Origin of the sequence: Streptomyces sp. B6B3, from assembly GCF_039871525.1 — a bacterium.
Lineage (GTDB): Bacteria > Actinomycetota > Actinomycetes > Streptomycetales > Streptomycetaceae > Streptomyces.
The window spans coordinates 931,396-951,442 of sequence record NZ_JBDPLU010000001.1 but is presented as its reverse complement, the minus strand read 5'-3'; the positions used below and the strand labels follow the sequence as shown (position 1 = coordinate 951,442).

General features: G+C 73.2%; 15 protein-coding genes. 3 read left to right on the top strand and 12 right to left on the bottom strand.

Annotated features, from left to right (window positions below; translation table 11 throughout):
- Window positions 1-468: 468 nt before the first annotated feature.
- The 4 genes from ABGB06_RS03960 to ABGB06_RS03945 form a co-directional block, all read right to left on the bottom strand.
- Window positions 469-1,059 (bottom strand): ATP/GTP-binding protein, encoded by a 591-nt coding sequence (locus tag ABGB06_RS03960; RefSeq protein ID WP_347585259.1) that lies wholly within the window; start codon window positions 1,057-1,059, stop codon window positions 469-471.
- Window positions 1,040-1,450 carry a DUF742 domain-containing protein gene (locus ABGB06_RS03955; RefSeq protein ID WP_347585257.1) on the bottom strand — a complete coding sequence of 137 codons (411 nt, stop codon included), beginning with the start codon at window positions 1,448-1,450 and terminating at the stop codon, window positions 1,040-1,042. Before ABGB06_RS03955 ends, ABGB06_RS03960 begins: the two co-directional genes overlap by 20 nt.
- Window positions 1,451-1,517: 67 nt before the next feature.
- Window positions 1,518-1,931 carry a roadblock/LC7 domain-containing protein gene (locus ABGB06_RS03950; RefSeq protein ID WP_120685224.1) on the bottom strand — a complete coding sequence of 138 codons (414 nt, stop codon included), beginning with the start codon at window positions 1,929-1,931 and terminating at the stop codon, window positions 1,518-1,520.
- A gap of 19 nt (window positions 1,932-1,950) precedes the next feature.
- On the bottom strand, window positions 1,951-5,358 hold the full coding sequence (locus tag ABGB06_RS03945; protein ID WP_347585256.1) for a nitrate- and nitrite sensing domain-containing protein: 3,408 nt from the start codon (window positions 5,356-5,358) through the stop codon (window positions 1,951-1,953).
- Window positions 5,359-5,855: 497 nt separating this feature from the next.
- Here ABGB06_RS03945 and ABGB06_RS03940 point away from each other — a divergent pair, with 497 nt between their 5' ends.
- A complete protein-coding gene (locus tag ABGB06_RS03940; RefSeq protein ID WP_347585254.1) occupies window positions 5,856-6,044 on the top strand; it encodes a hypothetical protein in 189 nt (62 codons plus the stop codon).
- Between the two features lie 111 nt (window positions 6,045-6,155).
- Here ABGB06_RS03940 and ABGB06_RS03935 read toward each other — a convergent pair whose 3' ends face one another.
- From ABGB06_RS03935 to ABGB06_RS03915, 5 genes are all read right to left on the bottom strand, one after another.
- The gene (locus ABGB06_RS03935; RefSeq protein ID WP_347585253.1) at window positions 6,156-6,383 is read right to left on the bottom strand and encodes an acyl-CoA carboxylase subunit epsilon; all 228 of its coding nucleotides are present in this window, start codon (window positions 6,381-6,383) and stop codon (window positions 6,156-6,158) included.
- Window positions 6,384-6,456: 73 nt separating this feature from the next.
- Window positions 6,457-8,052 (bottom strand): acyl-CoA carboxylase subunit beta, encoded by a 1,596-nt coding sequence (locus ABGB06_RS03930; protein ID WP_347585251.1) that lies wholly within the window; start codon window positions 8,050-8,052, stop codon window positions 6,457-6,459.
- A gap of 192 nt (window positions 8,053-8,244) precedes the next feature.
- The gene (gene cimA, locus ABGB06_RS03925; RefSeq protein ID WP_347585250.1) at window positions 8,245-9,873 is read right to left on the bottom strand and encodes a citramalate synthase; all 1,629 of its coding nucleotides are present in this window, start codon (window positions 9,871-9,873) and stop codon (window positions 8,245-8,247) included.
- A 260-nt stretch (window positions 9,874-10,133) separates the two neighbouring features.
- Window positions 10,134-11,240, bottom strand: coding sequence for a branched-chain amino acid aminotransferase (locus ABGB06_RS03920; protein WP_347585249.1), 1,107 nt, complete (start codon window positions 11,238-11,240; stop codon window positions 10,134-10,136).
- 252 nt (window positions 11,241-11,492) lie between these two features.
- A complete protein-coding gene (locus tag ABGB06_RS03915; protein WP_347585247.1) occupies window positions 11,493-12,536 on the bottom strand; it encodes a 3-isopropylmalate dehydrogenase in 1,044 nt (347 codons plus the stop codon).
- Window positions 12,537-12,700: 164 nt separating this feature from the next.
- On the opposite strand from ABGB06_RS03915, the gene ABGB06_RS03910 reads away from it, so the two are divergent.
- Complete coding sequence (locus tag ABGB06_RS03910) at window positions 12,701-15,010, top strand: extracellular solute-binding protein (protein ID WP_347585246.1); 2,310 nt, start codon at window positions 12,701-12,703, stop codon at window positions 15,008-15,010.
- A gap of 44 nt (window positions 15,011-15,054) precedes the next feature.
- On the opposite strand, the gene ABGB06_RS03905 is transcribed toward ABGB06_RS03910, so the two are convergent.
- The 3 genes from ABGB06_RS03905 to ABGB06_RS03895 all read right to left on the bottom strand — a co-directional run bounded on the left by ABGB06_RS03905 (window position 15,055) and on the right by ABGB06_RS03895 (window position 18,262).
- Window positions 15,055-15,225, bottom strand: coding sequence for a hypothetical protein (locus ABGB06_RS03905; RefSeq protein WP_347585475.1), 171 nt, complete (start codon window positions 15,223-15,225; stop codon window positions 15,055-15,057).
- A 334-nt stretch (window positions 15,226-15,559) separates the two neighbouring features.
- Entirely contained in the window at window positions 15,560-17,200 is a 1,641-nt protein-coding gene (pruA, locus tag ABGB06_RS03900) for an L-glutamate gamma-semialdehyde dehydrogenase (protein ID WP_347585245.1), read from the bottom strand.
- A gap of 129 nt (window positions 17,201-17,329) precedes the next feature.
- The gene (locus tag ABGB06_RS03895) at window positions 17,330-18,262 is read right to left on the bottom strand and encodes a proline dehydrogenase family protein (protein WP_347585243.1); all 933 of its coding nucleotides are present in this window, start codon (window positions 18,260-18,262) and stop codon (window positions 17,330-17,332) included.
- A gap of 144 nt (window positions 18,263-18,406) precedes the next feature.
- On the opposite strand from ABGB06_RS03895, the gene ABGB06_RS03890 reads away from it, so the two are divergent.
- Window positions 18,407-19,987: a helix-turn-helix domain-containing protein gene (locus ABGB06_RS03890; protein WP_347585242.1), complete on the top strand. Its 1,581-nt coding sequence runs from the start codon at window positions 18,407-18,409 to the stop codon at window positions 19,985-19,987.
- Window positions 19,988-20,047 lie beyond the last annotated feature (60 nt).

Here is a 20,047-nt window from a genome sequence, read left to right as displayed (position 1 = left end):
CCGCCAGTTCCGCGGCCGGAACCGTCCGCCGGTGGGTCCGGGCGCGGCGGACCAGGCGTCCTGGTCGCCGAACGGTGCTGACGCGCCGGTCTCGCCCCGATGGCCCGACCGGCTGTCGCCCGGTCTGCCCGGGGTCGAGGGGGTCTCGTCGCTGCGCCTCACGGACCACTCACCTCTCGGGATCGGCCCACCGTCGGTATGGGATGGACCGTCACTACTGCGGGGTTCTGTGGATTCCAGCACGTCATGCCCAGACTTTCCAATCCCCCAGAGCGCTCGCTTTCCGGAACGTGACCTGGTCGACGAAGCGGGCATCGCGGGGCGAGACGCGGCAAAACGCCGAAGGGGCGGGGCCGCAGGGAAACGAGAGCCGGGCGGGACGCGGTGCCGGTCCCTGGGTGACCGTGGCCAAGAACACAGCGGGGAACGGGGCGGGGAGCACAGCGAAGATGGCGCCGGGACGGACGATCAGTGCAACCGCGCCAGGAGCGCGTGCTCGACGAGGGTGATCAGGGTGCTCTTGGCCTCGGTCCGCATCCGGGCGTCCGTGATGATGATCGGCGCGTCCGGACCGATCTGCAGGGCCTCGCGCACCTCCTCCGGCGAGTAGGGCTGGTTGCCGTCGAAGCCGTTGAGGGCGATCACGAAGGGCAGGCCGCTGTTCTCGAAGTAGTCCACCGCCGGGAAGCAGTCCGCCAGCCGCCGGGTGTCCACCAGCACGACCGCGCCGATCGCGCCGCGCACCAGGTCGTCCCACATGAACCAGAAACGGTCCTGCCCGGGCGTCCCGAACAGGTACAGGATCAGATCCTGGTCCAGGGTGATCCGGCCGAAGTCCATCGCCACCGTGGTGGTCGTCTTCCCCGACGTGTGCGTCAGGTCGTCGATCCCGGCCGACGCCGACGTCATCACCGCCTCCGTGCGCAGCGGGTTGATCTCCGACACGGCACCCACGAACGTGGTCTTGCCGACGCCGAACCCGCCCGCGATCACGATCTTCGCCGAGGTAGTGGACCGGGCGGGCTGCGGGCTCGGACCGCTAGAGCTTGCGAAGTCCACTGAGCACCCTTTCGAGCAGTGTCACGTCTGGCTGGCCGCCGGGATCCCCATCGTGACCCGGCTGGTGAATGGCGACGAGCCCGGCCTCGGCCAGATCGGCCACCAGGATCCGGGCCACCCCCAGCGGGATGGCCACCAGCGCGGACACCTCCGCCACCGACTTCACTTCCAGGCAGAGCTGGCAGATCCGCTGATGCTCGGGGAGCAGCCCCTGCAGCTGCATCGGCTCCGCCGTGGTGCTCACCAGCGCCTCGATCGCCAGCTGGTACCGCGGCCGGGTCCGACCCCCCGTCATCGCGTACGGACGCACCAGAGGCTGGTCGCCCTCGTCATACGGGCCGTGTTGGTGCGAGAAACCGTACGGGCCCGGCGAGGGCGGCGGGGTGGTCATGGCTCCTCCGAGCGGGACATGAGTTCGGTGAGAGTGAAGTGTGGTGCTCATGTGGGGGGAGCAAGAATCAGTTAAGCAGACTTCCTTGAAGTTCGGCGCGCAGATCGGGCGTCAGGACCGTACCGGCACGATCCACCAACAACGCCATCTCATACCCGACCAGACCGATATCCGCCTCCGGATGCGCCAACACCGCCAACGACGACCCATCCGAAATCGACATGATGAACAAGAACCCCCGCTCCATCTCCACCACCGTCTGATTCACCGCACCCCCCTCGAAGATCCGCGACGCACCAGCCGTCAACGACGTCAAACCCGACGCCACCGCCGCCAACTGATCCGCACGATCCCGCGGAAACCCCTCGGACAACGCCAGAAGCAGACCATCAGCCGACACCACCACCGTGTGCGACACCCCCGGGGTGTTATCCACGAAATTGGTGATCAACCAGTTCAGGTTCTGCGCCGCCTGGCTCATCGGGCTCACACTAACGCTCCTACTGGTACGTGGGACCGTAGTCCCGGTCCGACTGTCCGGCCGAGGAACCGGCCTGGCGCCCCTGCTGGATTCCCCGCCGGAGGTTGGTCAGCCTGCCCCGGACGTCGGCCGGGGCACGGGAGACCAACGGGCCCGTCGGCGCGGCCTGTTGCTGCGGCTCCGCCGCGCCCGCGACGAGGTTGGCCCGCGGTACCCGCCGCGGCAACCCGGAGGTGGTGACGCCGCCGGCGGACGGCTGACGCAGCTGTTCCGCCTGGCGCCAGCTCTCGTCGTTCGGCGAGGGGCGCCACGGGGCGCCCGGGCCGGGCTCCGCCCTGGCGGCCTGCCGCTCGGCGGCGGGCGGGACGGCGGACGCCGGCTGGTCGGCTCGTGGCGTCGGGACCGGCCCGGTGTGCTCGGCGGACCGCGCCGGTGGCGGGGCCGCCGCCGCGGCGGGCTTGGCGGGCGCGGCGGGGGACGGCGCGACGGCCCGGCGGGTGCCGAACCAGGTCGACTCCATCTCCTCGAAGATCGGCGTGCGTTCGGGCATCCGCTCGGGGGCGGGCGCGGGCAGCGGGTCGGTGAGCTCGTCCGGGCGCTGGGCCGGTGCGGCGGGCCGCTCCGTGGGCTGCGCGAGCGGGTGCTCTCCGGTGTCCTGCGGGCCGGCGGCCGGGGTGGCGGCCGCGGGCCGCGGCGTGCTGGGGAAGGAGGGGCGGGGGAACTCCCCGGTCTCCCGCCCGGACCGCACCGGCGGCAGGGGCTCCGTCTCGTCGTGCCCACGCGGCCGGTCCGGCTGCTCCCGGGTGGGCACCACGGGTATCTGCCCGCTGTCCTCGGTGCTCGCCCAGCTCGGCCGGGAGCCGGCGGCCGCCGGCTCGTTCGGCTGCCGCTGCGGCAGCTCGGGCGGGGCCGGCTGCTCGGCACGGGCGGGCTGGTCGGCGCGCGGCGCGGGCGTCCGTCTGGGCGGCGTGGGCCGCGGTTCCTGGCCCGCGGGAGTCGCGGGGCCGGACGGCGCCGCGGGCGGGCCGCCCTGGCCGGAGCGCGAGGGCAGCGCGGGGCGCTCCGGGCCGCCGGGCACCTGGCCGCGGAGGGGCCCTGCCTTGCTGAGTCCCGCGAGGCCGCGGCCACGGCCGGACAGCCGGACCGTGTTGCCGCTGGTCACGTCGCCGGCGGCGGGGCCTCCGGCGGGCGGCGTCTCGCGCTGCAGGGTCGCCGTCGGGGTGCCGCCGGGGGTGCCGCCGCCGGGTGGCCGGCCGCGGTTGGCCACGCCTTGGGCGACGTCGGCGGGCAGCATCACCAGCGCGGTGGTGCCGCCGGAGTCGGAGGGCCGCAGCTGGATCCGGATGCCGTGCCGCAGCGACAGCCGGCCGACCACGAAGAGGCCCATCCGGCGGGAGACGGAGACGTCCACGGTGGGCGGGTTCGCCAGCCGGTCGTTGATCTCGGCCAGGTCCTCGGGGGACAGGCCGATGCCGGTGTCGTGGATCTCCACCAGGATCCGCCGGTCGGGCAGCGAGTGTCCGGTGACCTTCACCTTGGTCTGCGGCGAGGAGAACGAGGTGGCGTTCTCCAGCAGCTCGGCGAGCAGGTGCACGAGGTCGTTGACCACGCGTCCTGCCACGTCGGTCTTGGGCACCGCGCTCAGCTCGATGCGCTCGTACTGCTCCACCTCGGAGGCGGCGGCGCGGAGCACGTCGACCAGCGGCACCGGGCGGGTCCACCGGCGGCCCGGCTCCTCGCCGGCGAGGACCAGCAGGTTCTCGCCGTTCCGGCGCATGCGGGTCGCCAGGTGGTCGAGCTTGAAGAGCGAGGAGAGCTGGTCCGGGTCGGCCTCGCGGGACTCGAGCTCGGAGATCAGCGAGAGCTGGCGCTGGATGAGGCCCTGGCTGCGGCGCGAGAGGTTGGTGAACATCGCGTTGACGTTGCCCCGCAGCAGGGCCTGCTCGCCGGCGAGCCGGACCGCCTCCTGGTGCACGTCGTCGAACGCCTGGGCCACGCGCCCGATCTCGTCCCTGGTGTAGACGCCCACCGGTTCCACGGTGGTGTCCACGTCCTGCGGATCGGCCTCCGACATCTGCTTGACGACCTCGGGCAGCCGCCGGCGGGCGACGTCCTGCGCGGTGTTCTGCAGCCGGCGCAGCGAGCGCACCATGGAGCGGGCCACCCAGAAGGCGCCGACCAGCGAGATCGCCAGGACCAGCGCCGTGACCACCGCGTTGATGAGCGCGTCCCGCTGGGCGTCGTCGCGCAGCTGCTGGGCCTGCCGCCGCATCTCCAGGATCAGCGTCTGCTCGATGGTGTCCATCTGGTCGATCTTGGTGCGCGCCTCGCTGTTCCAGTCCATGTAGGTGCGCTGCTCGGCGTTGTGGATGCCCTCGGGCGAGGCGAAGACCCGGTCCCGGTACTGGTTGGCCTGGACGATGGTGGAGACGCCGCCGCTGTCCAGCGGGTTCAGCAGCTCGTCGGCGCGGCCGGCGTCGGGATAGACGAACTTGAAGCCCGTGAGCGCGGACTCCTCGATCGAGCGGTGCGTGTCGCCGTAGCGCCAGTCGGCGCTGGAGAGGGTGGCCTCGCCGCCGGGCAGCTCCGCGCGGGCCAGGGCCGCGGTGATGATGGCGCGCTGCACGGAGGCGCTCTCCTTCGCGGAGGAGAACGTGGCCAGGGCGCGGGTGCTGCGGATCATGTCGCTGTTGCTCGTGGCCTCCGCCATGTCCTGGGAGAGGCCGAGCAGCGAGTCGATCAGCAGGTTGTAGCGGAAGACGGTCTGCGAGACGTAGTCGGGATCCGCGTACGCCTCCTCGCGGATCTGGTCGAGCTCGTCCAGCTGCTGGAGGATGTAGAGCACCGTGCCGTTGACGCCGCGCATCTGGTCGTCGGTGGGGTCGATGGCCGCGGTGGCGCTCTCGAACGCGCTCAGCTGCGCGTCGGTCGCGTCGCGGGGCGCGACGACCTCGTCGCTCTTCTCGTTGCCGCCGCTGACCAGCGGGCCCGCCGAGCGGTCGCGCTCGTCCTGCAGGGTGGAGGCGAGCCGGGTGGCCTGTTCGGTCAGGTCGGTGACGATCTGCAGGTTGTCCAGTTGCTCGATGTCGTCCATCGAGTTCTGGATGCGCAGCACGCCGAAGAAGGTGGCCGCGACCACCGGGAGGAGGATCAGGGACACCAGGCGGGTGCTGATGCGCCAGTTGCGCAGGAGCAGCCGGGACCCCGGCGAGCCGGAGCGGGGCGCGGGCTTCTCGTCGCGGTCGCTCTCCGAGCCGGGCGCCGGATGGTGCTCGTCGGCGCGGTCCCGTCCGGACTCCTCACCGTCGGCGGAGGGCCAGGTGCGGTCGCCGCCCAGGGCAGGACCGCCTGAGGAGCCGCGGTCTTGCGTCCCGCTCAGCTCCGCACCCTCCGCAGCGCTGCCTTCCCTCTTGAAACGTCCCTGCACTAGCGTCGCAACCTTATGGACCAGGCGCCGCGTCGCTGGACGACGCGGCGGTGTCGATCGGGGCGCGCGGGCCCCATCTTCGGTCGGTGGGCGACCGACGCGTTCTGTCTTTCGGATGGCCAGCCGGTGCCTGACACCTGGTATGGGTCCCGCACCCGAGCTGCTGTTCGCGCGGTCGGTCCGTGGAATTCCAGCACAGCGGCCGAACTCCAACAAGGGCCCGGTATGGTCCCGTGACATGTATGACGCTGTGCGCGTGAACCGTCACCCAGCGTCGGCGGACGTGATGGCGGGAGCGGCGCCACTTATCCGGAAATGATCCGCTTTACCCTCTTGGCCGAACGTTGCGGAATGCGCCTTTTGTCCGGGTCCTCGTGAGAAACCTCACACGTCACCACGGTCCCGTCCGGCGCGGGGCACCAACAAGGGCCAACTACCCTCGGGTGTACAGAACGGCCCGTGATGACAACCGGACGACGACAAGAGGCAGAGCACCCGTGAAGAGCACGATCATCATGCGCACCATCGCCAACCCGCGGCGCACGACGCTGGCCCACCTCCAGGACACCACGGAGCTGGCCCCGGGGCCGAAGCCGCAGGTCGTGACGGAGCAGCTGCCGCCTCGGACCGCCAACCCGCAGCGGACCGTCCTGGTCGACCTGGAGCCGGCGCTGCCGCGTTCCTGACCACCCCGCTTCAGCGAGGACCTCGTGAGGGGCCGCCGGGCAGTCGCCCGGCGGCCCCTCACGTACGTGGTCGCGCCCCGCTCCTGGGTGCTGGTGCGGGGCGGGTCGGCCCTAGCCCTGCCAGCTGTGCGGGGCCTGGTAGGTGGGGCGCCGCTCGAGGCGCCGCCAGGCGGCCGGGGAACGGCCGTCGGCGGGCGCGGCGGGACCGCCGCCGCGGGCGGCCCGCGCCATCAACAGGGCGGTGATGGCGGCGAGTTCCTCGGCGCTCGCCTGGCCCTTCTCCACCCGGACCAGGCGGGGGTCGGCGGCGGCGGACGCGTCGCGCGAGTCGGTGCTCATCCGGTGCTCTCCTTCGGCCCTCGGGCGTCGGTGGGTGCGGTCGGTGTCGGTCGGCCTTCGGTGTCGGCCGGCGTCACTGGGGCGGGTTGCCGTGCTTCCTGGCGGGCAGGTCGGCGTGCTTGGTGCGCAGCATGGCCAGGGAGCGGATGAGCACCTCGCGGGTCTCGGCCGGCTCGATGACGTCCTCCACCAGGCCGCGTTCGGCGGCGTAGTACGGGTGCATCAGCTCGGCCTTGTACTCCTTGACCATCCGGACCCGCATCGCCTCGGGGTCCTCCGCGGCGGCGATCTGCCGGCGGAAGATGACGTTGGCGGCGCCCTCGGCGCCCATCACCGCGATCTCGTTGGTCGGCCAGGCGAAGGTCAGGTCGGCGCCGATGGACTGCGAGTCCATGACGATGTACGCGCCGCCGTAGGCCTTGCGCAGCACCACGGAGACCCGGGGGACCGTGGCGTTGCAGTAGGCGTAGAGCAGCTTGGCGCCGTGCCTGATGATGCCGCCGTGCTCCTGGTCCACGCCCGGCAGGAAGCCCGGCACGTCGAGCAGCGTGACGATCGGGATGTTGAACGCGTCGCACATCTGCACGAAGCGGGCGGCCTTCTCGGACGCCTCGATGTCCAGCACCCCGGCCAGCGACTGCGGCTGGTTCGCCACGATGCCGACCACCTGGCCGTCCAGCCGGCCGAGCGCGCAGATGATGTTCAGCGCCCAGCGCTCGTGGATCTCCAGGTACTCGCCGTCGTCCACCAGCTCCTCGATGACCGACCGCATGTCGTAGGGACGGTTGCCGTCGGCGGGCACCAGGTCGAGCAGCGCCTCGCAGCGCCGGTCGGCCGGGTCCTCGGTGGCCGCGGTGGGCGGGTTCTCCCGGTTGTTGGAGGGCAGCAGCGAGAGCAGGTACCGCACCTCCTCCAGGCAGGACTCCTCGTCGTCGTAGGCGAAGTGCGCCACGCCCGACGTGCCGGCGTGCACGTCGGCGCCGCCGAGGCCGTTGTGCGTGACCTGCGCGCCGGTGACCGCCTGCACCACGTCGGGGCCGGTGATGAACATCTGGGCGGTCTCGCGCACCATGAAGACGAAGTCGGTCAGCGCCGGCGAGTACGCGGCGCCGCCGGCGCAGGGGCCGAGCATGACGGAGATCTGCGGGATCACACCCGAGGCGCGGGTGTTCCGCTGGAAGATGCCGCCGTAGCCCGCGAGCGCGGCCACGCCCTCCTGGATCCGGGCCCCGGCGCCGTCGTTGAGCGAGACCAGCGGGGCCCCGGCCGAGATGGCCATGTCCATGATCTTGTGGATCTTCGCGGCGTGGGCCTCGCCCAGGGCGCCGCCGAAGATCCGGAAGTCGTGGGCGTAGACGAACACCTGGCGCCCGTGCACCGTGCCCCAGCCCGTGATCACGCCGTCGGTGTACGGCCGCTTCTGCTCCAGCCCGAAGCCGACGGCCCGGTGCCGGCGCAGCGCGCCGACCTCCCGGAAGGTGCCCTCGTCGAGGAGCAGCGCGATGCGCTCCCGAGCGGTCAGCTTGCCCTTGGCGCGCTGCGCCTCCGTCGCCTTCTCACTGGGGCCGCGCACCACCTCGTCGCGGATCGCGCGAAGCTCGGCGACGCGCCCCCGCGCGTCGGCCGCGGTCGGTTCCGCGGCCTGCTCCCTCTGGGCCTGATCGGTCATGTACAGACCCTATGAAAAGTGGCGCCGCTTCGCCCTCGTCAGTTCCGTACAGTCTCCGCCCCGATTTCATGGTCGCGCTGGACAGAACGGGAGCGAAGGGAGCGGCTGGTGCACGAAAACCACAGGGCGAGCCGGTGCGGAACTGTGCGCTTCCTACAGTTGCGCACCGGCCCGTCGTCACTCTCGCCGGGCTCACTCGCCGGGCTGGAGCCCGGCGCGCAGCAGACCGTAGGTGTAGGCGTCCTCGAGCGCCTGCCAGGAGGCGGCGATGACGTTGTCCGCGACCCCGACCGTGGACCACTCGGTGGTGCCGTCCCCGGTGGTGATGAGCACCCGGGTCGTGGACTGGGTGCCCTGGCGGCCCTCCAGGATGCGAACACGGTAGTCCACCAGGGTCAGCCGGGCCAGTTCCGGGAAGATCCGCTCCAGGGCGGCCCGCAGCGCGCGGTCGACCGCGTTCACCGGCCCGTTGCCCTCGCCGCTGGCGAGTATCCGCTCGCCCTTGGCCCAGAGCTTCACCGTGGCCTCGTTCTCCACCGAGCCGTCGGGGCGGTGTTCGGTGATGGTCCGCCAGGACTCCAGCTCGAAGAAGCGGCCGGCGTCGGGCTCCAGCTCCTCGCGCATCAGCAGCTCGAACGAGGCATCGGCCGCCTCGTAGCTGAAGCCCTTGAGCTCCTGCTCCTTGACCCGCTCCACGATCCGGCCGACCAGATCGCGCTCGCCGCCGAGCTCGTACCCGAGCTCCCGGCCCTTCAGCTCGATCGAGGCGCGCCCCGCCATGTCGGAGACCAGCATCCGCATCGAGTTGCCGACCAGTTCCGGGTCGATGTGCTGGTAGAGGTCGGGGTCGACCTTGATGGCGGAGGCGTGCAGCCCGGCCTTGTGGGCGAAGGCGGAGACCCCGACGTACGGCTGGTGGGTGGCGGGGGCGAGGTTGACCACCTCGGCGATGGCGTGCGAGACGCGGGTCATCTCGGCGAGCGCGCCGGGCGGCAGCACCCGCCTGTCGTACTTCAGCTCCAGGGCGGCGACCACCGGGAAGAGGTTGGCGTTGCCGACGCGCTCGCCGTAGCCGTTCGCCGTGCACTGCACGTGGGTGGCGCCGCCGTCCACCGCCGCCAGGGTGTTGGCGACGCCGCAGCCGGAGTCGTCCTGGGCGTGCATGCCGATCCGGGCGCCGGTCTCGGCCACCACGGTGCTCACCACCTCCCGCACCCGGGACGGCAGCATGCCGCCGTTGGTGTCGCAGAGCACCACCACGTCGGCGCCGGCCTGGTGGGCGGCGCGGACCACGTCCAGGGCGTGCTCGGGGTTGGCCGCGTAGCCGTCGAAGAAGTGCTCGCAGTCGACGAAGACCCGGCGGCCCGCCGCCCGCAGGAAGGCCACCGTGTCCCGCACCATGGCGAGGTTCTCGTCCAGGGTGGTGCGCAGCGCCAGCTCGACGTGCCGGTCGTGGGACTTGGCGACGAGCGTGATCACCGGGGCGCCCGAGTCCAGCAGGGCCCGTACCTGCGGGTCCTGCTCGACGGTGGTGCCGGCCTTCCGGGTGGAGCCGAAGGCCACCAGCTGGGCGTTGCGGAGGGTGATCTCCTCCTGGGCCCGCCGGAAGAACTCCGTGTCCCGCGGGATCGCGCCGGGCCAGCCGCCCTCGATGAAGCCGACGCCGAACTCGTCCAGGAGGCGCGCGATGGTCAGCTTGTCGGCGACGGTGAGGTTGATGCCCTCGCGCTGCGCGCCGTCGCGCAGCGTGGTGTCGAAGACGTGGAAGGCGTCGCTGGGTCCCTGTGGGCCCGGGGCGTGGCTCGGGGCGTCCGGGGTCATGGCGTGAGGCTCCTTAGAAAACGAAAAGACCCCTCGCGGGTGCGAGAGGTCTGCGCGCGGGTCCTGGGCGTGGTGGCCGCTGCCGCATGGGCGGTCAGCAGCGATCACCGGAGACCGGCGCGCTGGTCACCAATAATCATGGCGAACGAGAGCACGGGAACAGTGTGACACGACACCGCTCCCGCGCCGAGAGTCGTCTCAGGATGCGGACCCGGGGCCCCCGCCCGGCCGGCGGGGGCGCCGGGGCACGCCGCAGGAGGTCACGCCACCGTGTGCATCCAGCCGTGCTTGTCCTCCTCCCGCCCGGTCTGGATGCCGAGCAGGATGTCCCGCAGCCGCATGGTGATCTCGCCCGGCTGGCCGTCGCCGATCGTCCAGTCCCCGTCCGCCGAGCTCACCGAGCCGACGGGGGTGATCACCGCGGCGGTGCCGCAGGCGAAGACCTCGCTGATGTCGCCGCTCTCGTTGCCCTCTCGCCAGTCGTCGGTGGAGATCCGCTCCTCGGCCGTGGCGTAGCCGAGGTCCGCGGCGATGGTCAGCAGCGAGTCGCGGGTGATGCCGGGCAGCAGGGCACCGGTCAGCTCCGGGGTGACGATGCGCGCGGCGTCGCCCGTGCCGCGGACGAAGTAGAGGTTCATGCCGCCCATCTCCTCGACCCAGCGCCGCTCCACCGCGTCCAGCCAGACCACCTGGTCGCAGCCGTGCCTGGTGGCGTCGGCCTGGGCGAGGAACGAGGCGGCGTAGTTGCCGGCGCACTTGGCCTCGCCGGTGCCGCCCGGGACGGCGCGGACGTACTCGCGGGACAGCCACACCTTCACCGGCTTGATGCCGCGCGGGAAGTAGGCGCCGGCCGGGGAGGCGATGAGCATGAAGAGGTACTCGTTGGCCGGCCGGTTGATGCCGAGGCCGACCTCGGTGGCGAACATGAAGGGTCGCAGGTAGAGCGACTGCTCACCCTGGGTGGGGACCCAGGCCCGGTCCTGGCCGACCAGGATGTCGATGGCCTCGACGAACGTCTCCACCGGTAGCTCGGGCATGGCCAGCCGGCGGGCGGAGCGCTGGAAGCGGAGGGCGTTCGCCTCGGGACGGAAGACCGCCACCGAGCCGTCGCCCTGCCGGTAGGCCTTGAGCCCCTCGAAGATCTCCTGCCCGTAGTGCAGCGCCATGGTCGCCGGGTCGAGCTGCAACGGCCCGTACGGCGTGAGCTGGGCGTCGTGCCAGCCGCGCCCCTCGGTCCACCGCACGGTGACCATGTGGTCGGTGAAGTGGCGCCCGAAGCCCGGGTCGGCGAGGGCGGCCTCGCGTTCGCTCGCGGAGAGCAGCTGCGCGGAGGGCTTGAGGTCGAAGCTGATGCGGGTCGTGGTCATGGTGAGCGCGTCCTTCACTTCAGTGTCGTGGCGGACCGCGTGCCCGCCGCCCGGTGCGGTACTAGGACGTCCGAGCATCGGGGGATGCGGGTCCCCTGTCCCGTACCCGAATTATGGCGCGGGCGCCGGAGCCTTTCGTCCCTGTCCGCGAGGGCGGGGAGCGGTCCTGCGTCTGGAGGTGTGCGCCCAGCGGCCGCACGATGCCGTCCGCCGGGCTGGGAGAGCCCGGCGGCGGCCTGCGGCCGCGACGGGCTAGCCGCGTACTCGCGCGGCCAGCGCGTCCCCGATGGCGTCGGTGGAACGCGGGGTGCCCGCGTCCCGCTCGGCCAGGTCGGCGGTGACGGCGTCCTCGACCCGGACGGCCTCCGCCTCGTGGCCGAGGTGGCGCAGCAGCAGGGCGACGGACAGCACGGTGGCGGTGGGGTCGGCCTTGCCGGTGCCGACGATGTCCGGCGCGGAGCCGTGGACCGGCTCGAACATCGACGGGAAGGTGCGGGTCGGGTTGATGTTCCCGGAGGCCGCGAGGCCGATGCCGCCGGTGACGGCGGCGGCCAGGTCGGTGAGGATGTCGCCGAAGAGGTTGTCGGTGACGATGACGTCGAACCGCTCCGGCTGCGTGACGAGGAAGATCGTGGCGGCGTCCACGTGCAGGTAGTCCGTGGCGATCTCGGGATACTCCCGGCCGACCCGCTCCACGGTCCGGAACCACAGGCCGCCCGCGTGCACCAGGACGTTGGTCTTGTGCACCAGGGTGAGCTTCTTCGCCGGACGGGCGGCGGCCCTCTCGAAGGCGTCGCGCACCACCCGCTCCACACCGTAGGCGGTGTTGAGGCTGACCTCGGTGGCCACCTCGGCGGGCGTACCGGTGCGCATCGAGCCGCCGTTCCCGACGTACGGGCCCTCGGTGCCCTCGCGGACCACGACGAAGTCGATGGCGGGACGGCCGGCCAGCGGGGTCGGCGTGTTCGGGAACAGCCGGCTGGGCCGGAGGTTCACGTAGTGGTCGAAGACGAAGCGCAGCTTCAGCAGCAGGCCCCGCTCCAGCACCCCGGACGGGACCGAGGGGTCGCCGATGGCGCCCAGCAGGATCGCGTCGTGGCCCTTCAGGCTCTCCAGCTCGGCGTCCGGGAGCGTCTCCCCCGTCGCGTGCCAGCGCCGGGCACCCAGCTCGTACTCCGTGGTCTCCAGCTTCACGTCCGCCGGCAGCGCCGCGGTCAGCACCTTCAGACCCTGGGCGACCACCTCCGGGCCGATGCCGTCGCCGGGAATCACCGCGAGATCGATAGTGCGAGCCATGCGAGGACCATACGCCGCCGTCCACGCCCTGGGCGCGGCGGTCCACGATCCGGACAGCACGAGCCCGGTCCGCCACCCCCGTGTTGACCGCCCGAACACGCCAACTGGCAGAATCGCCAGCCCATCCGGGGAGGCCGGCGGAGGCGGGTACGGGGAGCGAACTCATGCGGAGCGTGGCAGCACTGGCGGCGTCGGACCCGGAGTGGGTGGGCCGCTACCGACTGGTCGGGCGGCTGGGCGCGGGCGGGATGGGCCGGGTCTACCTGGCTCGTTCCCCGGGCGGCCGCAGCGTCGCGGTGAAGGTGATCCGGCCCGAACTGGCGGAGGACCCCGGCTTCCGGGCCCGTTTCGCGCGCGAGGTGACCGCGGCCCGGCGGGTCAACAGCTTCTTCACGGCCGGCGTGGTGGACGCCGACCCGGAGGGGGCGGAGCCGTGGCTGGCCACGGCGTACGTCCCGGGGATGTCGCTGGCCGAGGCCGTCGCGGAGCACGGCCCCTGGCCGCCGGCCTCGCTGGCGGCGCTGGCCGCGGGTCTGGGCGAGGCGCTGGAGGCGATCCACGCGGCCGAGGTGGTGCACCGGGATCTCAAGCCGCCGAACGTGCTGATCGCGGCGGACGGTCCGCGGGTGATCGACTTCGGCATCTCCGTCGCGACCGAGTCGACGGCGCTCACCCAGACGGGCATGGCCGTGGGGACCCCGGGCTACATGGCGCCCGAGCAGCTCTCCGGCGATCACGTCGGACCCGCCGCCGACGTCTTCGCCCTGGGCGGGGTCCTGGTGTTCGCGGCGACCGGCGAGGGGCCCTTCGGCGCGGGAACGCCGCACGCGGTGAACTTCCGCGCGGTCTACGAGGCGCCCCGGTTGGACGGCCTGCCGGCCTCGCTGCGCGAGATGGCCGAGCGGTGCCTGGCCAAGGCGCCCGACGACCGACCCTCGGTGACGGAGCTGCTGGAGGCGTTGCAGCCGCTGACCGCGGAGGCGCCGGCCGTGGGCGCGGGTTCCACGGGTTCCGCGGGTACGGAATGGCTTCCCGACTCCCTGCTCCGGACGCTCCAGCTCCGCGGCGACGACCGGCACGCGGCGGGCCCTCCGCCCCCGGCGGGTCCGCCGCCCGCCGCGCCGGCACCCGCGGACCGGATACCCGTCGACCAGCTGCCCACGGCCGGGGTGCCGGCGGGCCCGGCGGCCCCGGCGCAGGCCCCGACGGGCTCGCCCGGGACGGGCTCCGCGATGCCGGGCGCCTCCGGGTTCGGCGCTCCGCCGCCCGTCCCCGCCGCCCCTCCCCCGGCTCGGCGTCGCTCCGCCTGGCTGCTCGCGACGTCGGTCGTGGCGGCACTCGCCGTCGTGATCGCCCTCGTCGTGATGCTGAACGGAGGGGACGACGAGCCGACGGGCGGCGAGGCGACCGGCGGCCTCGTCGGAGGAGGCACCGGCGGTCAGGGCGAAGGGGAAACCAACGGCGGCGGGGGTGACGGGGGCGAGACCCTCGATCCGGGCCCCGTCGCCGGGGAGCTGACGGGCGCGGGCGCCCCCTCCCAGTCCGCCGCGCAGGAGCTGTGGTCGGCCGCGTTCCTGGCCGACAACCCGGAGGCCATGGTCAGCTACCAGCCCTTCGGCTCGGGGGCGGGTCGGTCCGAGTTCCTGGTCGAACAGGCGGACTTCGCGGGCACCGACGAGTACCTGAGCGATCAGGAACTGGCCGAGGCGGGCGCCTGGTGCCCCGAGGTCGTCGAACTGCCGGTGCTCCTGTCACCGGTCGCGTTCGCCTTCCGGCTGGACGGCGTGGCCGAGCTCAGCCTCAGCCCGGCGACCCTGGCGCGGATCTTCGACGGCCGCATCACCACCTGGAACGACCCCGCCATCGCGGCGGAGAATCCGGGGGCGTCGCTGCCCGCCACCCCGATCACCCCGGTGCACCGCGCGGACCCGAACGCCACCAACGATCTGGTGGGCCGCTATCTGGCGGCGGCGGCTCCGTCGGACTGGCCGTACCAGCCCTCGCTGGACTGGCCGGTCGGGTCGAGCGAGGGCGCCCAGGGCACGAGCGGCGTCATGGCCGCGGTCGGCGGAGCACAGGGCACCATCGGCTACGCGGAGGCGGAGCTGATCGACCAGACCGACGGCGTCGGCGTGGCCACCCTGCGGGTCGGCGGGGAACCCGTCGGCCCGACCCCGGAGGCGGTAGGCCGGCTCCTGGAGGTCTCCGAGCGGGTGCCGGGGCGCGGCCCGTCCGACTTCGCCCATGACCTGGCCTGGGACACCTCGGAACCGGGTGTCTACCCGCTCGCCCAGGTCTCCTACGCGGTGGCCTGTGCGTCCCCCGAGCCCGAACGAGCGGACGTGCTGCGCGCCTACCTCGCCCACATCATCAGTGAGGAGGCACAGCAGGAGGCGGCCAGCTCCGTCGGGTCGGCTCCGCTACCCGCCGGGCTGAGCGCGTCGTTGCGGGACGTGGTGGCCACCATCGGCTGACCGCGTCGGGCGTGGCGGCGCCCCGCCCGACGTCCGTGGCCGCGTCAGTGGCCGAACGAGCCGCCGTTGTCCCGGCGGTCGAGGGCGCGCTGCACCGCGACGACCGCGTGCCTGCGGTTCTCGTCGCGCAGCGCCGCGCGGGCCGCGGCCCGGGTGGAGCGCGGGCGCGGCTCCGCCGCGGTCGGGGTGGGGTGCTCGGTCACGGCAGACGTCATCGAAGACATGGGTTCGCAGCTCCGGGTCGGGTCCGTACGTGGGGGCGCCGGACGCCGGGCGGGGCACGCGGCGCGGCGGGGGTCACCCGCCTTCGGGGCCGCTCCCGTCCACCCGTCGCTGGGTCGAGCGTTTCCGTTCGGCTCTCACAAAAGTAGCCGCCCGAAGCAGTGCTGTCTCCCCATATACTCGGCCGTCCTACTATCTGAGACGGGGGTCACGCGGATCCCCGTCCCACGCGCCTCACCGGACTCGTTCCGCCCCTCGGGGAGCACCGGACCCACGCCCCGGCACATCAGCCGGGCACGTGGGCCGGACACGTGGGCGGGTGGGCGGTCAGCCCATGTGCGGGTACCGGTAGTCGGTCGGCGGGACCAGGGTCTCCTTGATGGAGCGCGGGGACGTCCAGCGCAGCAGGTTGAACTTGGAGCCGGCCTTGTCGTTGGTCCCCGAGGCGCGCGCCCCGCCGAAGGGCTGCTGGCCGACGACGGAGCCGGTCGGCTTGTCGTTGATGTAGAAGTTGCCCGCCGCGTAGCGCAGCCGTTCGCCGGCCCGGCTGGCGACGGAGCGGTCGCCGGCGATGACGGCGCCGGTCAGCGCGTACGGCGCCACGGACTCCATCTGGTCCAGCATCGCGTCGAAGGCGCCGTCCCCGTCGTCGTCGTAGACGTGCACGGCGATGATCGGCCCGAAGTACTCGGTGTGGAAGACCTCGTTCTCCGGATCGGAGCAGACGATCACGGTGGGCCTGACGTAGTAGCCGACCGAGTCGTCGTAGCCGCCGCCGGCGACGATCTCACAGGTCGGGTCGGTCCTGGCGCGGTCGATGGCCGCCCGGCTCTTGGCGAAGGCGCGCTCGTCGATGACGGCGGCCAGGAAGTGGGACAGGTCGGCCGGGTCGCCCATGGGCAGGCTCTCGGTCTCGGCGACCAGGTCGGCGCGCAGCCCGCCGTCCCACAGCGAGCGGGGCAGGTAGGCGCGGGAGGCGGCGGAGCACTTCTGTCCCTGGTACTCGAACGCGCCGCGGGTGATGGCCGTCCGCACCACCGCGGGGTCGGCGCTCGCGTGCACCACGATGAAGTCCTTGCCGCCGGTCTCGCCGACGATCCGCGGGTAGTTCCGGTAGCGCTCGATGTTGGCGCCGACCTCCCGCCACAGGTACTGGAAGGTCCGGGTCGAGCCGGTGAAGTGGATACCGGCCAGGTCGGGGTGCGGCAGCGCCACCTCGGAGACCTCGCGGCCGTCGCCGGTGACCAGGTTGATCACACCGGGTGGCAGCCCGGCCTCGGTGAGCAGCCGCATCAGCAGCACCGCGGCGTGCGTCTGGGTCGGCGACGGCTTCCACACCACGACGTTCCCCATCAGCGCGGGCGCGGTCGGCAGGTTGCCGGCGATGGCCGTGAAGTTGAACGGCGTGATCGCGTAGACGAAGCCCTCCAGCGGGCGGAAGTCCATCCGGTTCCACACGCCCTTGGGCTGCACCGGCGGCTGCTCCTCCAGCAGCTGGCGGGCGAAGTGGACGTTGAACCGCCAGAAGTCGATCAGCTCGCACGGCGCGTCGATCTCGGCCTGCTGCACGGTCTTGGACTGGCCGAGCATGGTGGAGGCGGCGATCGTCTCCCGCCACGGTCCCGACAGCAGCTCGGCGGCGCGCAGGAAGACCGCGGCGCGGTCGTCGAAGGACTGCGCGCGCCAGGCCGGGGCGGCGGCGAGCGCGGCGTCGATGGCGTCCCTGGCGTCGGCGTGGTTGGCGTGCCCGCTGGTACCGAGCCGGGCCCTGTGGTTGTGCGGCTGCACGACGTCGAAGCGCTCGCCCGCGGCCATCCGCTCAACGCCGCCGATGGTCATGGGCAGGTCGATGGGGTGCTCGGCGAGCTCCTTGAGCTTCACCTCCAGGCGGGACCGTTCGGCGCTGCCGGGGGCGTAGCTGTGCACCGGTTCGTTGGCCGGCAGTGGGACCTGGGTCACGGCGTCCATGGCGTGGGCTCCCTTCCTGAGGGTTCGTGGCGCTTGGTTCGTTGTGGCTTCGTTCGTTGAGGCTTCGTCGTTGGTGCTTCGTTCGTTGGCGCTGTGCGGGTGCGGGACGGTCGGTGTCGTGGTCGGCGGTCAGCCGCGGGTGGCGAGTGACCGCGCGAAGAACGCCAGGTTGGCGGGGCGCTCGGCGAGGCGGCGCATGAAGTACCCGTACCAGTCGGTGCCGTAGGGCACGTAGACCCGCATCCGGTGGCCCTGGGCGGCGAGCCGCCGCTGTTCGGTGCCGCGGATGCCGTACAGCATCTGGAACTCGTAGTCGTCCGGCGCCCGCCCGTAGCGCGGGGCCAGCGCCTGGGTGATCGCCACCAGGCGCGGGTCGTGCGTCGCCACCATGGGGTAGCCGGAGCCGGCCAGCAGGATCTTCAGGCAGCGCAGGTAGGCCCGGTCCACCGCGCGCCGGTCGGTGTGGGCGACGGTGTCGGGCTCCCGGTACGCGCCCTTGACCAGCCGCACCCGGGCGCCGGCGGCCGCCAGCGCCCGGCAGTCCTCCTCGCTCCTGAAGAGGTACGACTGGAGCACCGCGCCGGTGTGCGGGAAGCGCTCGCGCAGGGCGTCCAGGATGGCCAGGGTGGAATCGACCGTGGTGTGGTCCTCCATGTCCAGGGTGACCGTCGTGTCCGCCGCGGCGGCGGCCTCCACCACCGGGAGGACATTCCGGTACGCGATGTCGTGGCCGCCGGGAAGCGCCTGCCCGAAGGCCGACAGCTTCACCGACATCTCGGCCCTCGTTCCCAGCCTCTCACCTCGTAGCGCGTCGGCGAGAGCGAGATAGGCGTCGCGGCTGCGCAGCGCCTGGGCGGCGTCGGTGACGTGCTCGCCGAGGTGGTCGAGGGTGACCTGGAGACCACGGTCGGTCAGCTCCCTGGTCACGGCGAGCGACGCGGCGAGCTCCTCCCCCGCGACGAAGCGGTCCACCACGGGACGGGTGACGGGGGCCGACGCGACCAGCCGCCGCAGACCGTCGCTGCGCGCCGCCGCGAGAAGCGCGGATCCCAGTACCGGCACGGGGCACCTCCGGGAGACAGCCGATGCGTCGGACGAGCCGACGTCCTGTCCCAGACGTTAGGGATCGCCCGGTTCCCCGGCCATCGACAGCTGTCCGGCGGCCTGGACGCGGATCTCAGACATCTGTATGAGCTCTGTACGACGATGGTGGTCGAGGACGCGAACGAACGCGACAGGAGAGGCGGCGGACGGGCGATGCGCACGGAGTACCAGGAGCTCGTCGACGAGGTCTGCGCGCTGCTGGGGACGCCGGCGACGCTGGAGGGACGGGACTTCGGGCTGATCGCGTACGGCGCGCACGAGGGCGTGGACGAGCGGGCGATGGACCCGGTGCGCACCAGCTCGATCCTGCGCCGCCGGTCCACGGCGGCGGTTCGGGAGTGGTTCGAGGGCTTCGGCATCACGCGGGCGCGGCGCCCGGTCCGGATTCCGCCGGAACCGTCGGCCGGGGTGCTGACGGGGCGGGTCTGCCTGCCGGTGCGACACGGCGGGGTGCTGTACGGCTACATCTGGCTGCTGGACGACGGCGCCCTGGCGTTGGACGATCCGCGGCTCGCGACGGCGGCGGCGACGGCGGACCGGATCGGCGCGCTGCTCGCGGCGGAGGCGCGGGCCGGCGCCCGACTGGGCGCGCTGCTGGGCGCCGCGTTGACGGCGTCGCCGGGGACCGCGCCGCGCGAGGAGGAGGAACTGGCGACCGCGCTGGGCCGGGCGGCGCGTGGCTCGCTGGCGCTGGCGGCGGTGGTGCCGTGGGCGTCGTTCGAGGCGCCGCGGGACGTTCCCGGCGCCGTCGCCGCCTGCCCGATGGCGCTTCCCGCCCGCCTCGTGGCGCCGCTGGCCCGGGCGGCCTCGGCCGCCGCGCCACCGGCGGGGCGGGGCCACGCCCCGCCGTCCACGGCGGGCGGCCCACGCCCCGGTGGAGGTCCTGGCGGCCCCGATGCGGGGCACCGGCCGGAGCCCGACGCCGCCTCCGCGGGGACCGCCCAGACCGCGGAGCGGAGCGATCGCGCGGCGGCGGGCACCATGCCCAGTCCTCCCAGCACCCCCGCGCCGGCGCGGGGCGGGGCCGACGAAGCGGCCATGGGGGTGCCTCCCCGGCCCTCCGGGCCTGGGGAAGCGTCGGTCGCGCCGCCTCTCGCCCGCCCCGGCTCGGCGGACGTCAGGCCCGAGCAGGCGAGGCACGAGGCGGTGTGGGCCCGGACGTCGCCGGGATCGGCGGGCCGGCCGACCGAGTCCGCGGGAAGCGGCGGGGTGCTCGCGGTGCTGGTGCGGGCGGCGGCGGCGCGGGGGGTGGCGGAGCGGCTGTGCGCGGGCGGCGCCGCGGTCGGCGTCGGCGCGCCGCGGCCGGGGGTGACGGACCTGGCCGGTGCGTGGCGGGAGGCCCTCGGCGCCGCCCGCGCGGCCCGCGCGGAGCCGCGCTTCCGCGGGGTCGCCGAATGGGCGGAGATCGGCCCCTACCGGCTGCTGACGACGCTGCCCGGCGGCGCGGCTCCCGATCCGGCCGTGCGGCCGTTGCTGGGCGACGAGCACCGCGAGCTGGCCCGCACCGTCGAGACGTTCCTCGACCACGCGGGGCACGCGACGGTCGCCGCCGAGACGTTGGGCATCCACCGCCAGACGCTCTACTACCGGATCTCCCGCGTCGAGCGGCTCACCGGCCTCGACCTGGGCCGCGGCGAGGACCGGCTCCTGCTCCACATGGCGCTCAAGGCCGCCCGGCTCTAGGTCGGCTCGTCCGGCGAGGTCGGGGGCGCGGCTCCTCCCTGAGGGGGACGCCGCGGCGGT

What these genes read in the sequence shown, in the direction of transcription:
- ABGB06_RS03955 (WP_347585257.1), bottom strand. Translation starts at nt 1,450, where the DNA reads ATGACCACCCCGCCGCCCTCGCCGGGCCCGTACGGTTTCTCGCACCAA.
- ABGB06_RS03950 (WP_120685224.1), bottom strand. Translation starts at nt 1,931, where the DNA reads ATGAGCCAGGCGGCGCAGAACCTGAACTGGTTGATCACCAATTTCGTG.
- ABGB06_RS03935 (WP_347585253.1), bottom strand. Translation starts at nt 6,383, where the DNA reads ATGAGCACCGACTCGCGCGACGCGTCCGCCGCCGCCGACCCCCGCCTG.
- ABGB06_RS03930 (WP_347585251.1), bottom strand. Translation starts at nt 8,052, where the DNA reads ATGACCGATCAGGCCCAGAGGGAGCAGGCCGCGGAACCGACCGCGGCC.
- cimA (WP_347585250.1), bottom strand. Translation starts at nt 9,873, where the DNA reads ATGACCCCGGACGCCCCGAGCCACGCCCCGGGCCCACAGGGACCCAGC.
- ABGB06_RS03920 (WP_347585249.1), bottom strand. Translation starts at nt 11,240, where the DNA reads ATGACCACGACCCGCATCAGCTTCGACCTCAAGCCCTCCGCGCAGCTG.
- ABGB06_RS03915 (WP_347585247.1), bottom strand. Translation starts at nt 12,536, where the DNA reads ATGGCTCGCACTATCGATCTCGCGGTGATTCCCGGCGACGGCATCGGC.
- ABGB06_RS03910 (WP_347585246.1), top strand. Translation starts at nt 12,701, where the DNA reads ATGCGGAGCGTGGCAGCACTGGCGGCGTCGGACCCGGAGTGGGTGGGC.
- ABGB06_RS03905 (WP_347585475.1), bottom strand. Translation starts at nt 15,225, where the DNA reads ATGACGTCTGCCGTGACCGAGCACCCCACCCCGACCGCGGCGGAGCCG.
- pruA (WP_347585245.1), bottom strand. Translation starts at nt 17,200, where the DNA reads ATGGACGCCGTGACCCAGGTCCCACTGCCGGCCAACGAACCGGTGCAC.
- ABGB06_RS03890 (WP_347585242.1), top strand. Translation starts at nt 18,407, where the DNA reads ATGGTGGTCGAGGACGCGAACGAACGCGACAGGAGAGGCGGCGGACGG.